The sequence below is a fragment of the Mucilaginibacter sp. genome, assembly GCF_965201005.1.
Taxonomy (GTDB): domain Bacteria; phylum Bacteroidota; class Bacteroidia; order Sphingobacteriales; family Sphingobacteriaceae; genus Mucilaginibacter_A.
Genome location: NZ_OZ241747.1, coordinates 3,164,367 through 3,180,849, shown reverse-complemented (window position 1 = coordinate 3,180,849; position 16,483 = coordinate 3,164,367). Strand labels below are relative to the sequence as shown.

Here is a 16,483-nt window from a genome sequence, read left to right as displayed (position 1 = left end):
ATAGAAGATAGATTGGATACAGTTTAAACAAGCCCTGAAACTTTCCATAAAAATAAAAGAAGCTGACTTATTGAAAAGGCAGCTTCTTTTAGGTGGTAAAAATTAATCGGAACTTAATTTATTCCAAATTTTAAAATGAATTTTAAAAAAGCATCATTTATTTCAGCCCGATCCGGTACAATTTCCCGTTGTCCGTAATCGAATAAAGTGCGCCGTCTTTGCCTTCGGTCAGTGCGCGGAAACGTTCGCCTTTTTCTTTCAGCAGGCGTTCTTCGCCTACCACTTTATTGTTTTTGATAACGAGCCTGGCAATATGCGATCCGCCCAAAGCGCCCACAAATAAATTACCTTTCCATTCGGGTATCACATTGCTATTGTAAAACGTTATGCCAGAAGGGGATATGCTTGGGTCCCAGTAATAAACCGGTTGCTCTGTGCCCTCTTTTTGCTGGATGGCATCGCCCACCTGCTGACCGCTGTACTCAATGCCGTAGGTAACCACCGGCCAGCCATAATTTTTACCAGGTTTGATGAGGTTGATCTCGTCGCCGCCGCGCGGGCCAAATTCGTCTTCCCATAAATCACCGGTTTCGGGGTTCCAGGCCATGCCTTCGGGGTTGCGGAAACCGTAGGCATAAATTTCCGGCAGGGCGTTTGGCGTATTTGCAAACGGACCGCCAGCAACGGCTTTTCCTTCTTTCGTAAGGTGCAAAATTTTGCCAATGGCCGCACTTAAATCCTGCGCTTTTTGACGTATATCGTTGCCGGCACGCTCGCCGGTACTTACAAACAGGTTGCCTTGTTTATCAAACAAAATCCGCGAGCCATATTGCAATGTGCCGTTGTAGGCGGGTTTGGCACGATAAATTACCTGGATGTTTTCAAGCTTGGTTTCATCTGCAGACAGCTTTCCTTTGGCAATGGCCAGCCAAGAACCGCCGGAAGTTTTTTCTGCATAATCCCAAAAAACCATACGGTTGGTTTTAAAATCCGGGTCGATGTTCACGTCCAGCAAACCGCCTTGTCCGGCCGCCAAAACTTCAGGCAGATTGATGATTGTTTTATCCGCGCTGCCGTCCTTTTTCAGGATTTTCAAAACACCGGTTTTTTCACTGATCAGGAAACGGCCATCCGGCAAAACACAAATCCCCCAGGGAGATTGCAAGTCTTTGTTGATTACCGTAACTGCCAGTGGCACAACTGTTTTTACGCCCGGTGCACGTGTTTGTCCGGCAAAAGCAGGTTTGTAATCACTGTTGGGTTTCCGGGTTTCTACCGGTGCATTGCCGGTATCCGCAGGGTTTGTTGTGCGGATGACCGGTTTTGCGTTGCAGGCAGAAATCACAGTGGTAAAAGCAGCAATCATCAAAAAGCGGGTTTTAAACGAAGAATTGAACATATTTGATATTTAAGTTGAACAATAGCACAAACAGCAAATTTAACAAAAGATTGCCGTTAGTAATTTTTAACGTCGCCATTTGTAATTTATGCTGCTAAAAGAAGCATTTAAAATAAGCTGTTGCAGGGATGCTTCTTTTATCGGTATAAATTTGCCTGTTGCTTTAATTTCTCCGCAAAAACACTACCTTCCAGCTTCAATTTTAGGTTTTTTGTTATGAAGATAGATTTGAATAAACTTAACCGCCGCAAATTTTTGGCCACCGGTACTTTGGGTGCTTCGGGCCTGGTCCTGGGTTCAAAAGTTTTCGGAAAAAGTGTGGTAAAAGAAGCATCGGCCCCAAACTTTCCCATCGTTATTTCTACCTGGGATTTTGGTATCCCGGCCAATCAGGAAGCCTGGAAAACGCTTTCCAAAGGCGGCCGCGCGCTGGACGCAGTGGAAGCTGGCGTAAAAATCCCGGAAGCCGACCCAAATAACCATACGGTTGGTGCCGCCGGTTATCCCGACCGCGACGGGCATGTTAGTTTGGATGCCTGCATTATGGATGAAAAAGGCAATTGCGGCGCGGTGGCAGCGATGGAATACATCGATCACCCGATTTCGGTGGCCCGGATGGTGATGGAAAAAACCCCGCACGTGCTGCTGGTTGGCGAAGGTGCCACGCAGTTTGCGGTAGAAAACGGTTTCAAAAAGAAGATTTTACTTACGGCAGCATCTGAAAAAGCCTGGAAAGAATGGTTGAAAACGGCAGATTATAAACCGGAAATCAATATCGAAAACAAACTTTATTCGCCCAAAAAACTGCCCGGAAATCAGTACAACCATGATACAATTGGCATGTTGGCCCTGGATGTTGCGGGAAATATTTCCGGAGCCTGCACCACCAGCGGCATGGCCTGGAAAATGCACGGCCGCGTGGGCGACAGTCCGATTATTGGTGCCGGTTTGTTTGTGGACAATGAAGTTGGCGGCGCAACTTCTACGGGTGTAGGCGAGGAAGTAATCCGTAATGTGGGCAGTTTTTTGGTAGTAGAATTAATGCGCCAAGGCTACAAACCGGAAGATGCTTGCAAAGAAGCGGTAAACCGGATCATCAAAAAGAAACCCGAACTGGCCAAAACACTGCAGGTTGGTTTTCTGGCGATCAACAAAAAAGGCGAATATGGTGCTTACGCCATTCAAAAAGGCTTTTCGTTTGCGGTTTGCAATGCCGAAAAGCAGGATTTGCTGATTAAAGGGAAAAGCATTTTTTAATCGCCCAAAATGATTAAAATTGAAATTTGCGCCGGTTCCGTCACATCGGCTTTGGTAGCTGAGCAAGGCGGCGCATACCGTATAGAATTGTGTGATAATTTGAAAGAAGGCGGCACCACGCCATCCTACGGAATGCTTCTTTTAGCACGTAAAAACCTCAGTATAAACCTTTTCCCGATTATCCGGCCGCGCGGCGGTGATTTTTTGTACTCTGATTTGGAATTTGAAGTGATGAAAGCAGATGTTATCCAATGCCGGGAATTGGGCTGCGATGGCGTAGTTTTCGGCATTTTAAAATCTGATGGCGAAATTGACATCGAACGTTGCCTCGAACTAAAAAAAATTGCCGGAAATATGGAAACCACTTTTCATCGAGCTTTTGACCGCTGCAAAAACCCTTTTAAAGCGTTGGAAGAAATCATTGAAATGGGTTTTGAACGGATACTGACTTCCGGCATGGAAAATACTGCGGTAAAAGGAGCATCGCTGATTTCAGAATTGACCAAACAGGCCGCCGGAAGGATTTCGATTATGCCCGGTGCCGGTATCCGCCCGGAAAACCTGAAAGAACTTATCAATCAAACCGGTGCGACAGAATTTCATTCTACCGCGAAAGGTAAAATTAAAAGTAAAATGCTTTTTCGGGAAATTAAAACCGGAACTTTTGAAGAAGAATTTTTTTTGGAGCAAACCGATATTGCTGTGGTTAAAGCATTGGTCAAGATTGCGGGAAGTATAACTTAGATACTGTTTTTACCGGTATAAAAACAGTACGCCGTTAAAGTTTACACCAATTTTTACCCGGTAAAAGAAGCATTGGATTATTGCGGATAAGCACATGATCAAAACGGTTAAAAAAGCAAAAAGCTCCCGGATTTTACACCGGGAGCTTTTTGCTTTTCTGTATTTTGATTTTAATTTTTCACTTTTAAATCCCACCATAACCTGGTTCCGCCATTGTCCGGGCCGTTTAATAAAGTAACGGCTTTTGTAACTTCAGCTTTGTTGTTGTTGTATTCATCCTGAGAGAAAGGAATCCTGCGGATAAAATCGGTGGTACTGATGGTGCCCTGGCTATTGTTAACTACAACCGGCATCAAAACAGGGTAGTTAGTCCTTCTGAATTCGGCCCAAGCTTCTTCGCCATCTGGCCACAACCCCAGCCATTTTTGGGTGATGATACGCTCCAGTTTTTTCTGATAAGTGGCACCTTCGTCCCATTTTATGGTAATTGTGCTTAAATAAGGAGAACCGGCAGGCAGGTTGTTGGTTGCGCTGGCAAGGTCGGTATAAGGTGCCTCTGTGCTGGTTGCATCATTTGCATAATTGCTTAAGTTGCCGCTAACCCCGTTAAGATCAAATGAAAGGGCTATTCCGTCGTTATAAAAACTGGAAGGCGTGCCACCACCCATATTCCAGCCGCGCAGGGCACCTTCAGCCTTTAAAAAAGACACTTCAGAAGCTGCCATCAACTGGATTGGGGTAGTTGCGTTGGTTGTGCCGAAATTTAATAAACTGGCATCTGCGTATTGTTTGGTAGAAGTAATGGCAACACCGTTACGGATACCCCGATACTGGTTGGCACTATTAGGTTTGAAATAAACCGGAAGCCTTGGGTCATTAAAACCTTTGAGGTAGCATTCCATCGGTGCGCCCATATTAATGTCTCCGTATTCATAAGTGATTGACCATAGGGAATTGGTGAAAGTAACCCCGTTAACTGCGTGAACGAAGGCGTTATCGCCATTTGTTGTAAATAAACCATTCGGGTCGTTCACGGCTTCTTCTGCTTTGGTTTTTGCCAGCGTTGGGTTAACCATGGCAATACGGATAGCCAAACGGAGTTTCAAAGAATTGGCAAATTTAAGCCATTGCCTGTAATCACCATTGTAAACTAAATCATAAGGTTGAAATGGTTTTGCCCCGGGATTGGTTTTAATGTATTGCGTCAAGGTTTTTATGGCAAAATCAAGTTCGGTAAAAAAAGTATTGTAAATTACTTCCTGGCTGTCGTAAGGTGTTGTAAACCCGCCTTTTCCAAAAGAGGTATAAGGCATTGGGCCATAAACATCTGTAACACGGTGCATGGCTTCAACTTTTAAGATGTTGGCAATTGCCAGATAATCCGGTGAGCTAACGGCCGCCCTTTTGCTTACTTGCAGCCAGTTAGCCATAATATTTTGAAAGCCAATGTTGAAAGGTGCAGTGTTCCACCCGGTCACAAGTCCGTAATTGGTATTGTTTACCCCGCCATTAAACGGATCGCCGGACATCATATAACCGGAATAAATATCTGCATTCAAATTCTGCTGTAACTGGTACAAATAGTTAGTTGTGCTGAAAATAGAAAGCTGCATGGGCAGCATAAATGTTCCTAAGCCCTCACCATCAATTTTAAGCAAAGAATCTGTAGCATTATACCTGTTGGTGTTGTATTTTTCAAAATCCTTGGTGCAGGATGTTTGAAATAAAACAATACCAATTACTGATAACAATAACCAGTGTTTTATGGGTGTTTTTTTTGTTTTCATGTTATTTTAATTTGAAGGTTAAAAACGGGCACTTATTTTAAAACCAATACTCCTGATAGTAGGAAGATTAAACACATCAAGCCCTTGCAAGCCATTGGCGGTAGATAAGGCAACATCCGGGTCAAAAGGAGCATTGTTCTTAATCATCCACAAATTCCTGCCGATTACAGAAAGGCCAACGTTTTTAATTTTATTGTTTAAATAGGTCGCCGGCAAAGTATAGCCAAAAACCAGTTCGCGCAAACGGATATTGGTAGCACTGTAAACATATTCTGATGCAATGGCATTACGGCCGCCAACAGTTGTATAATACAATTGCGAATCTACTTTTTTACCGTTAACCACAACGCCACCATTATCGCGTGCTTTACCGGAAGCTTCAGAAACGCCGTACTGATCAAGCACTGCCTGGGTTAAAGAAACTACCTGGCCACCAAAACGGCCATCTACCAAAAAGCTCAACCTGAAACTTTTGTAATTAAACTCGTTTTGGAAACCGGCCAAAAAGTTAGGGTTGTAATTTCCTATTTTAGTAAAGTTTGATGACTTAACAGGTAAACCGTTGGCATCAGTAATATAATTTCCGTTAGCGTCTTTTTGTGCAGCATTGGCATACATATCACCGAAAGAACCACCTTTTTGTACACGCAGGTTAAACACATCCGAAGATAGGTTTACATAATCTAAAGAAGTATTAGCACCAGTATAAGGATCGGTGTACTCCAATACATCCAAAACTTTGTTTCTGTTGAGAGAGAAATTGATACTTGGCTTCCAGCTAAAGGCACCAAATTTGGCGTTATAACCCAAAGTGGCTTCAATACCTTTGTTCATTAAACTGCCACCATTAAAATAGTAACTGCTGTAACCGGTTGAAGGACTTACGCTGATTTGATAAATCTGATTGGTACTAAAAGACTTGTACAAGTTTACGGTCAGGTTTAAATTGTCATTCAAAAAACGGCTGTCTAACCCAATTTCGTAAGATCTCGTTTTTTCTGGTTTTAATGTAGCAAACGGTGCGGCGCCTATAGCATTGGTTGTTCCGTTGTTAATGCCATAAGTAGGGTTTGTGGCATAAGGAATTGAACTACCGTTGCCCACATTGGTAATGTTTGCCCTGATTTTAGCGAATGATATCAATTCCGGTAATTTTAACAGCTGGCTTAATACAACGTTCAATCCAACAGCAGGATAGAAGAAATGATCTTTGCTTGTAAACGCTAAGCTCGAATCCCAATCATTACGGCCGGTAATATCCAAAAATATTTTATTGTCATAGCCTAAGGTAGCTGTACCAAATGCAGATTGTATCTGACGCCTGTCTGCGTATTGGGTGGGATGCACGCGTGTATAATCAATATTGGATATAGAAAACACATTGGCAAAGTTTAATAAATTACCATCTGTAACAGAGCCTTCCGATTGGTTATTCTGGAAACTTCCGCCTAAATTGGCAGTCAGTGTAAATTTATCAGACAGCTTTTTATCTAAACTCGCGATTACGTCAGCATACGTTTGCGTTATACTGCTCGGGTTAAAAGTATAACCGCCTTTGGCTCCGGTAAGTGTAGTAATAGTTGAAGCATAGCGTTCGGCTTCATAAACATCATTGGTACGGTCAACTTTCAACCTTCCCTGTATGTTGAGCCAGTCTGTAATGGTGTATTTTGCACTGATGGTTCCAAGCAAGCGGTTCAATCGGTCCTGATTATTGTTGCGGTTTACAATCCAATAAGGGTTTTGGGTGGCAATATCGCTGATTGCATATGGCCAGTTTTGTGTATTTAATTGTCTTGCAGGATTATAAACCTCGTAGTTGTTTTTGTACTGGTCAAAATCAACCCCTCTTGGAAAAAGATACAAAGGAACAATTGGGTTGTAGTAAAAACCCTGATACGGCCTGTTGTTTACATTTTGTGAAATGTAGTTGGCAGAAACGTCCAGGGACAGTTTATTTTTAAAAAACTGGCTCGAGTTGCGTACAGTAAAATTATATTTATCAAGTTTATTGTTAGGGATAACACCGGTAGAGTTGGTGTTTTCAAAAGAAAAGTAGGTTTGATTGGTTTCTGTACCGGTTTGTACCGATAAAGCATTGATCAAAGTCCTGCCGGTATTATAAAACGATTTAGGGTCGAACGTGCTTGGCGAAGCCAGCTTACTGCCCCAGCTAAAAGGGGAATTGACCACAGGCTTGCCATTTTCATCTACTGTTGTTTCGCCATAAGTATTTTGCTGCTTAGGGAGCAGAAACGGGTTTTCAAAAGTTGTATTGGACGAAAAGTTAACTGTTGTTTTACCTGCCAGCCCTTTTTTCGTAGTAATCAAAATTACACCATTTGCGCCCTGGCTGCCGTATAATGCTGCCGAAGACGATCCGGGAAGTATGGTAATACTTTCAACGTCATCCGGGTTAAGATTTTCAATACCATCACCTCTGTCCTGTCCGCCAAAAACCCCTCCAATCTGTCCGCTGTTGTTGCGCGGCATCGGGATACCGTCAATTACATAAAGCGCGTTATTATCACCGGCAATGGATTTATTACCACGCAAAACAACCTTGGTCGAACCGCCAACACCGGAAGAACTCCGGGTAATCTGGGCACCGGCCACTTTGCCCGACAGGCTGTTGACCAAACTGGCATCCGGTACGTTGGTCAGTTCGCTGCCGCTAACTGTTTGTACGCCATACGTTAATGATCTTGATTCCCTTTTGATACCCAAAGCTGTTACCACAACTTCGTTCAGGCTATTTGCAGCAGGTACAAGGCTGATGGTAAGCGTGGTTTTTCCTGCAACCGGTACTTCCTGGGTTTGATAACCGATATAGGACAAAACCAGTACCGCATTTTCTGGCGCAGTAATAGCAAACCTGCCATTAACATCTGTTGATATGCCGGTATTTCCGCCTTTTACCTTCACAGAAACACCAATCAACGGCTGGCCTTTCTCATCCAAAACTTTACCGCTGATGCTAATATCCACAAAATTATTGTTGGATAAATGGGCTGATTTGAACACAGCCGAACTTAAAATGGTTTTGTTTGCATTGGTTCCGGCGGAAGCTTCCAGGTTAAGGAGCAGCACAGACGCAAATGCAAGTTTTGCTGTTAAAGATAGCTTTGGCAAACTACGTTTAACCGATCCACCTGAGAGGTGTTTACTAATTTTCATACTTGTACAGGGTTAAAGTTTAACGATCGGATTTGCACTGAAAACGCAAACCTTGTTTAATATTCAGGATGATTTTTACAAAGCCGGACAACTAATTGTGGCTTAAAGGGTTTTTGAGTATTTTTCTTTTTTCATAAAATAATTTAAGTAAAGGATATATCAATAATTGATTTGTTTGATTTAAAGCTTATCTGGCTAACTGTTTTTATATATAATTTATACTGTTTTTATCGGTATAAATTTACAACTATTCAGCTTGCCATCTGGGCTTAAAATACCAGTTTTTATACTGATACTTTTTAATGTTTATGTAACTGATTTATAAATATAAAATTATATTTTAATAAACTTTTTCCTAAATAATAGATCAAATTTAAAACTTCCAACTTCTTTTTTAAATTTTTAAAAAGTTTTTTATTTTTCAGATAAAATTTCTAAATATGTAAAATATTCAACCTAAATAATGTTTATTGATAAGATCGGATTTTTAGTTGGTCATAGCGAAACCGTTAAATGCCTGTACTATAATAAGGTGTTGACCAGTGCAGACATCAGCAGCTATACCGGCAGGAGCATCCCGCATGTGATAAAAGTATTGAACGAGCTGATCAAGGCAGGTTATGTGGCCGAAAAAGGTTTTGCCATTTCCAGCGGCGGGCGCAAACCTTTAAACTATTCGCTGGTGCCCGATACGCATTTTATTGTATCGGTAGCAATGGATCAGTTTTCGGTACGGATGGTTATTGTTGATATGAACAATAGCTTTGTAACAGAAACCAAGCATTACGAATCTGATCTGCATTTCTTACAACCTCAGATTTTTGTTAAACAGCTAAACGATTTTATAGACAGTTCCGGCATATCAAAAAACGCAATTATTGGCGTTGGTATAACCATGCCCGGTTTTGTGGATACCCTGAAAGGCATTAACCACAGTTACTTAAAAATTGCCGGCCAAACGCTCGTCGAGTATATACAAAATGCTGTTTTTATCCCTGTTTTTTTGGATAACGATTCTACCGCCATTGCCCTGGCCGAGCAAAAGTTTGGTTTGGCCGAAGCTGTCAAAAACGTAATGGTGCTCAATTTAGGCTGGGGGATTGGTTTGGGCATGATTTTAAACGGGCAAATTTTCCGGGGCAACAATGGTCTGGCAGGAGAGTTCAGTCATATCCCGCTATTTAAAAACGGGAAATTGTGCAACTGCGGCAAACATGGTTGTCTGGAAACCGAAGCTTCGCTGATTGCCGTGACCGCAACCGCCAAAGAAGGCATCCGCAAAGGCGAAACCACCAGTTTATCTGCTTATAAAGAGCTCGACGCAGACACGATCATTGCAGAAGCTATTAAAGGTGATGTGTTCTCGGTCAAACTGATATCCGAAGCAGCTTATCACGTGGGCGAAGGTTTGGCAATCCTGATCCATTTGATGAACCCGGCAGCCATCGTTTTAAGCGGTAAAGGAAGCATTGTGGGCAAGCTCTGGCTGGCACCAATCCAGCAGGCCATCAACGAGCATTGCATCCCGAGGCTTACCCATTATACCGAATTTATTATCTCCGACCTCAACGTTAAAGCGCAGCTGCTTGGCGGTGCAGCTTTGGTGGTGGAGCATTTTGGTAAAATCCTGGAAAGTAAACTAAATGAAATTGAAGAAAAAATATCCGCTTAAATGATTGAACCCTTACGCATGAATAAGATCGGTTTTGAACAGCTCAACAAAACAGCAACTTGGTTTTTACTGCTTTTGCCGGGAAGCATTTTAAATCAGTTTGAAAAACTTAAAAACGTAACTTTACAAGGAAGCAAGGAAAAGCCGGAACGGAAAATGAATGCTGATGATATTGCGGTGATTTCCGCGGTTACTGACCAAAAATATACCGATAAAAGAAGCATTGTGTTTTAAGGGTTTGTTTTAAATTTTATCCAATCTATATTCAATGCTTCTTTTATCCTATAAAAAACAGAAATATCCATGCTTCTTTTACCGGCATAAAATTGAAAAACAAAATTTATGGGCATAAAAGAAGCACGGTGTATTTTTCGACATCAATTTAAACAGGCCCAAAAACCGAATATTAATTTTTTAACAGCTTATTTTGCAAAATCAAACTAATACTCCTTCCGCAGAAAAACCTTTTGATAAGTTTTTCAAAACAATTTTATATGCTGTTTTTATAGGTGTTTTTTTGGTGCCGATGGCCAAAGCGCAAACGGTTTACCAGTTAAATTCCGGTTGGAAATGTGCGCCGGTTTCCGAAGTTAAAGCTGATGGAAATACGCTTTCTCAAGCCAGTTCATCCACGCAAAATTGGCTTCCGGCAACTGTTCCGGGCACGGTTTTGACTTCACTTTTAAACAATAAAAAAGTGCCCGACCCTTTTTACGGGATGAACAACGAGCACATTAAAGATATTTATAACACCGGCCGGGATTATTATACGTATTGGTTTGTAAAGGATTTTGAGGAAGCGGCACCAACCGGCGGCCACCAGGTTTACCTGAATTTCCGCGGGATCAATTACTCCGCAGAAATCTACCTGAATGGCAAAAAAGTAAACCCGAAAACCCATGTGGGCATGTTTTTGCGGGAATCATACAACATTACTTCCCTGCTGAACAAAAACGGAAAAAACCGGTTGGCCGTGCTGGTTTATCCGCCAGACCCGGTGGGCAACCCGAACGGCGGCCAGGGCGGCGACGGCCGGATTGCCAAAGGCGTTGGCCTGCAATACACGGCTGGCTGGGATTGGATTGTGCCCATGCGCGACCGGAATACCGGCATCTGGGACAAAGTTACGATCGAAAAAACCGGCGAAATCAACTTAAAAAACCCGCACATAATTACGGTTGTGCCGGGCGTAAGAAATGTTGCGGGAATGCAGCAGCCCGCGATTGTCAAAGCTTCCGCAGAACTTGAAAATCCAACAAATCATGCCGTAAAAGGAGTATTGCAATATGTGCTGGACGGAAATACGGTTTCTAAACCAGTAACCCTTCAGCCTAACAAAACCACAGAAGTGTCGTTGCAGGATTTCAGCTTGAAAAACCCAAAACTCTGGTGGCCAAACGGATATGGCCCGCAAAACCTATATAACTTAAAAATGAGTTTTACGGTGAACGGAACCGTTTCTGATCAGGAAAATGTTTCGGTTGGCGTGCGGCAGATTTCTTCGGAATGGAACGCAGAAACGCACAGCAGGCAAATCAATATCAACGGACAAAAAGTATTTATCAAAGGCGGCAACTGGATTATTTCTGATGCAATGCTGCGGTTTTCGGACGCGCGTTATGATGCCGAAGTCCGTTTTCACCGCGATATGAACCTGAACCTGATCCGGGTTTGGGGCGGCGCGCTGGTAGAACGGCCGGAATTTTATGCAGCCTGCGATAAATATGGTTTGCTGGTTTTTCAGGATTTCTGGATTTCCGGCGATGCAAACGGTAAATGGCAGGACCCGGCAAAAGCGGACGACCAGTGGACGCGCCGCAAATACCCGGACGATCATGCGTTGTACCTGAAATCAGTTGCAGATCAGATAAAATTAGTCAGAAACCATGCTTCGCTGGCCATTTGGTGCGGCGGAAACGAAATCACGCCGCCGGAAGATATTTTGCTGGCCGTTCGCGATACGATCATGCCAAAACTGGATGGCACGCGCTGGTTTGTGGATTACTCCAACTCAGATAAAATGTCGTTAAACACGCTGGGCGGCAACGGCGATGGCCCTTATGGCATCCAGCCGCTTTCCGCTTTCTGGGAAGAGCGCACGTACCCTTTCAATTCTGAAATCGGGTCTGTTGGCGTAGGTGATTACGAATCCTTGCAGCGGTTCATCCCCGAAAAGAACCTGATCGCCCCTAAATACAATCCGGAAACCAAAAAAAGCACCGTTGATTCCGTTTGGGATTACCATAAATATATTGCCTACGATGCGTTTATCGAGCCTTACGGAAAAGTGAAAGATGCCGAAGATTTTGCTGCCAAAGCACAATTGGTCAACTACGATCAGTACCGCGCTTTGATGGAAGGTTTCAGTTCGCACATGTGGAGCTGGTACACGGGCACGATCATCTGGAAAACGCAAAACCCATGGACAGCGATGCGCGGGCAGATGTACGATTATTACCTCGACCCGAACGCCTGTTTGTACGGTTTGCACAACGGAAGTGAGCCTTTGCACGCCATGTACAATCCGGTTACGGGCATGGTTTCGGTGGTGAACAATACCTTTGAAACAAAACGCGACCTGATGCTTACGGTCAAAACCATTGGCATGAATGGTGAAGAAGGTTTGATCACGCAGGTTTTTGGAGAAGTGCAGCCATCATCAGTCAAAGGTTTTTTGCCGGTAAAAACAGTAGTTGAAAGGCGCGCGCAAAGCAAAGGCGTTTTTTTATGCCTGCAGATTTTTGATAAAAACAAAAATAAACTCAGCGAAAATATTTACTGGATAAAAGATGCATTGGGCAATTACTCGGGCTTGCAGCAAATGGCCAGATCGCAGCTGCAAACTTCTGCACAAAAATTAAGCAACGGCAAAATCGAAGTTACGCTGAGCAATCCGGCAAAAGCACCGCTGGCGTTTTTTAACCGTTTATCTTTGGTGGATGCTTCAACCCGCAAACGCGTTCTGCCGGTTTTTTATGATGATAATTACGTTTCGGTACTTCCTGGTGAAACCAAAAAAGTAACGATAGAAAACGCATCCAAAACAAGCAATCTGCAGCTTGCGGTAAGCGGCTGGAACTTGGCCGAACAATTTATCAACCTTAAATAATTTTTTTCACCATAAACCAAAATACAAAAACTATGGCCCGTTTAAATTTGCTGGAAGAAACCCGTTACGAAAAGTTGCCGGTCACGGTATATCCTGATGCTTCTTTTGCCGCTAAAAAAGTGGCAAAAAGAATCGCAAACCTCATTAAAGCCAAAAACGAAAAAGGCGAAAAAACGATTTTAGGTTTGGCCACCGGTGCCACGCCGGTAAAAGTATATGCCGAACTGGTACGGATGCACCGGGAAGAAGGGTTGAGCTTTGCCAGTGTAATTACGTTTAACCTGGACGAATATTTCCCGATGAAACCAACTGCGCCGCAAAGCTATGTTACCTTCATGAACGAAAACCTGTTTGACCATATTGATGTCCCGAAGGAAAATATCCACATTCCGGACGGTACGCTGGAGCAGGAAGAAGTAGCCGCTTTTTGCCTGGAATATGAGAAAAAAATCAGCGGTTACGGCGGTTTGGATTTGCAAATTCTGGGCATCGGCCGTACGGGCCACATCGGTTTTAACGAGCCGGGTTCGGCACCAAATTCGGGCACACGTTTGGTTACTTTGGATGACCTGACGCGCCGTGATGCTTCCCACGATTTTGGCGGGAAAGAAAACGTGCCCGTAAAAGCCATTACGATGGGCATCGGAACGATTTTTAAAGCACGCGAAATTATTTTGATGGCCTGGAACTCTAAAAAAGCTTCCATCATTAAAAAAGCGGTTGAAGGCGAGATTTCTTCGGATGTGCCGGCAACTTATCTGCAATTGTCTGATAATGTAGAGTTTGTACTGGATGAAGGTGCAGCGGAGCAGTTGACCCGTTTTAACACGCCCTGGCTGGTGAAGGATTGTGTGTGGACAGAAAAACTGATTAAAAAAGCAGTGATCTGGCTGGCTTCAACCCTAAATAAACCGGTTTTAAAACTAACCGAAGAAGATTACAACAACCACGGTATGGCGCAGCTGGCCACCGAAAAAGGCCCGGTTTACAACATCAACATTGATATTTTTAACCAGGTGCAGCACACCATTACCGGCTGGCCGGGCGGCAAACCAAATGCAGACGACAGCCAGCGGCCGGAGCGCGCCGAGCCTGCCAAAAAGCGTGTGATCGTGTTTTCGCCGCACCCGGACGACGACGTGATTTCCGTTGGCGGCACGTTTATCCGTTTGGTAGATCAGGGCCATGATGTGCATGTGGCCTATCAAACATCCGGCAACAATGCTGTTTGGGACGATGACGCACTGCGTTATTTAGAATTTGCCATTGATTTTGCAAAAAGCCAGCACCAGGATGTCTCCCAACTGGATTCGTTATATAACTCGATGCGTGATTTTTCCCATGACAAACACCCCAACCAGGAAGATCCGCAGGAAATGAAAACGGTAAAAGGTTTGATCCGAAAAGGCGAAGCGATTGCCGGTGCCCGTTTTGCAGGCGTGCCAGACGATCATATCCACTTTATGGATTTACCGTTTTACGACCGCGCCAAAGTGCAGAAAAACGTGAATTTTGAGGATGACATACAGCAAACCATGAAATTACTGCAAGCCGTGCGGCCGCATCAGGTTTTTGCTGCCGGGGATTTTGCCGATCCGCATGGCACACATAAAATTTGTTTTGACATTATAGTTGAAGCTTTAAAAAGACTGGCAAACGAAGCATGGACAAAAGATTGCTGGGTTTGGCTGTACCGCGGCGCGTGGCACGAATTTGAAACGCATGAGATCGAGATGGCCGTACCGCTTTCGCCGCAGGAAGTGATCCGCAAACGTTTGGCCATCTACAAGCACCAGTCGCAAAAAGATTTACCGGTTTTCCCGGGTGATGATGCGCGCGAATTTTGGGTGAGGGCAGAAGACCGCAACCGCGAAACTGCTGCTGCTTATGATAAACTTGGTATGGCAGAATATGAAGCGATGGAAGCTTTTGTCAGATATAAATTTAATTGATGCTTCTTTTAACACCTAAAAATCAGTGAACCTTAAACCTTAATTCAAATGGCAAATATCCCCGGTACGGCAACTTCATCAGGCAATCCAAATTCGGACAAAAGTTCCAAAGCAATCCTGATTATTGGTGCCCTGTTCTTCATTTTCGGTTTTGTAACTTGGATGAATTCGGTATTGATCCCGTATTTAAAACTGGCCTGCGAACTGAATAATTTTGAATCCTATCTGGTAGCTTTTGCCTTTTACATTTCCTATCTGGTAATGGCCATTCCGTCAGCCTGGCTGCTCAAAAAAACGGGTTTTAAAAACGGCATGTCGGTCGGGCTGGGCATTATGGCAGTTGGCGCGCTCATTTTTATCCCGGCAGCGTTAAGCAGGACTTACGTACTGTTTTTACTAGGTTTATTTGTGCAGGGCACCGGTTTGGCGGTTTTGCAAACGGCCTCCAACCCGTACATTACCATTTTGGGGCCGGCAGAAAGTGCGGCCAAACGCATCAGCATTATGGGCATCTGCAATAAAGTGGCCGGTGCCATTGCGCCAATTATTTTAGGTGCTATTGCTTTGAAAGATGCCGACGGTTTAAAAGCCCGGTTAACAACCATGCCATCCGCAGAAAAAGTAAACGAACTGAACCAGCTTGCGCACCGTGTAATCACGCCTTATATTGTTATTGTTGTTATTTTGATGATTTTGGCCATCCTGGTCTCTTTTTCCACTTTGCCCGAGATTGATACCGACCACGAAGACGAGACCGTTGCCGCCGCCAACACCAACAAAACCAGTATTTTCCAGTTCCCGCATTTGCTGCTGGGCGTTTTTACTTTATTTTTATACGTTGGGGTAGAGGTTTTGGCCGGAGATTCGATCATTAGTTATGGCGCAAGTCAGGGCATTCCTTTATCTACCGCAAAATTTTTCACAACTTGTACTTTGTTGGGGATGATTATCGGTTACATCACCGGCATCATCTGTATCCCCAAATATTTTAAACAGGAGCAGGCGTTAAAAGTATCCGCAGTTTTAGGGGTGGTTTTCTCGCTCGGTGCTGTTTTTACCAGCGGATATGTTTCCGTCCTGTTTATCGCTTTGCTGGGTTTGGCCAACTCGTTATTGTGGCCGGCCATCTGGCCGCTGGCAATTGCAGGTTTGGGCAGGTTTACCAAAATCGGTTCCTCATTTATGATTATGGCGATTGGCGGCGGTGCACTCATCCCGCTTGCTTACGGCCGTTTGGCAGATGCTTTTACACCAACGCATGCATACTGGCTGCTGGTGCCATGTTATCTTTTTATCTTATATTACGGGATAAAAGGCCATACCATTGGCTTAAACGGAAATTTAAAAGTTAAAAATACTTTTCCAATAGCAGAGTAGTTTAATAAA

At 43.7% G+C, this 16,483-nt stretch carries 10 protein-coding genes; 7 read left to right on the top strand and 3 right to left on the bottom strand.

What is annotated here, in order from left to right; all coding sequences use genetic code 11:
- Positions 1 to 157: 157 nt before the first annotated feature.
- The gene (locus tag ACOFKR_RS14520; protein ID WP_419801526.1) at positions 158 to 1,399 is read right to left on the bottom strand and encodes a PQQ-dependent sugar dehydrogenase; all 1,242 of its coding nucleotides are present in this window, start codon (positions 1,397 to 1,399) and stop codon (positions 158 to 160) included.
- 216 nt (positions 1,400 to 1,615) lie between these two features.
- Between ACOFKR_RS14520 and ACOFKR_RS14515 the strand changes: the two genes are divergently transcribed.
- Together ACOFKR_RS14515 and ACOFKR_RS14510 are read left to right on the top strand one after the other, a co-directional pair.
- Positions 1,616 to 2,656, top strand: coding sequence for a N(4)-(beta-N-acetylglucosaminyl)-L-asparaginase (locus ACOFKR_RS14515; protein ID WP_419801525.1), 1,041 nt, complete (start codon positions 1,616 to 1,618; stop codon positions 2,654 to 2,656).
- A gap of 9 nt (positions 2,657 to 2,665) precedes the next feature.
- Entirely contained in the window at positions 2,666 to 3,400 is a 735-nt protein-coding gene (locus ACOFKR_RS14510; protein WP_419801524.1) for a copper homeostasis protein CutC, read from the top strand.
- Between the two features lie 170 nt (positions 3,401 to 3,570).
- Here the strand turns inward: ACOFKR_RS14510 and ACOFKR_RS14505 are convergent, their stop codons facing one another.
- On the bottom strand, positions 3,571 to 5,187 hold the full coding sequence (locus ACOFKR_RS14505; protein WP_419801523.1) for a RagB/SusD family nutrient uptake outer membrane protein: 1,617 nt from the start codon (positions 5,185 to 5,187) through the stop codon (positions 3,571 to 3,573).
- A gap of 18 nt (positions 5,188 to 5,205) precedes the next feature.
- Complete coding sequence (locus tag ACOFKR_RS14500) at positions 5,206 to 8,364, bottom strand: SusC/RagA family TonB-linked outer membrane protein (protein WP_419801522.1); 3,159 nt, start codon at positions 8,362 to 8,364, stop codon at positions 5,206 to 5,208.
- A gap of 463 nt (positions 8,365 to 8,827) precedes the next feature.
- Here ACOFKR_RS14500 and ACOFKR_RS14495 point away from each other — a divergent pair, with 463 nt between their 5' ends.
- From ACOFKR_RS14495 to ACOFKR_RS14475, 5 genes are all read left to right on the top strand, one after another.
- Positions 8,828 to 10,036, top strand: a complete 1,209-nt coding sequence (locus tag ACOFKR_RS14495; protein ID WP_419801521.1) for an ROK family protein — start codon at positions 8,828 to 8,830, stop codon at positions 10,034 to 10,036.
- Positions 10,037 to 10,270 (top strand): hypothetical protein, encoded by a 234-nt coding sequence (locus ACOFKR_RS14490; protein ID WP_419801520.1) that lies wholly within the window; start codon positions 10,037 to 10,039, stop codon positions 10,268 to 10,270.
- A 193-nt stretch (positions 10,271 to 10,463) separates the two neighbouring features.
- Positions 10,464 to 13,145, top strand: a complete 2,682-nt coding sequence (locus ACOFKR_RS14485) for a glycoside hydrolase family 2 protein (RefSeq protein ID WP_419801519.1) — start codon at positions 10,464 to 10,466, stop codon at positions 13,143 to 13,145.
- A 32-nt stretch (positions 13,146 to 13,177) separates the two neighbouring features.
- Positions 13,178 to 15,097 carry a glucosamine-6-phosphate deaminase gene (gene nagB / locus ACOFKR_RS14480; RefSeq protein WP_419801518.1) on the top strand — a complete coding sequence of 640 codons (1,920 nt, stop codon included), beginning with the start codon at positions 13,178 to 13,180 and terminating at the stop codon, positions 15,095 to 15,097.
- 48 nt (positions 15,098 to 15,145) lie between these two features.
- Positions 15,146 to 16,474 (top strand): sugar MFS transporter, encoded by a 1,329-nt coding sequence (locus ACOFKR_RS14475; protein ID WP_419801517.1) that lies wholly within the window; start codon positions 15,146 to 15,148, stop codon positions 16,472 to 16,474.
- The last annotated feature ends 9 nt before the right edge of the window (positions 16,475 to 16,483 follow it).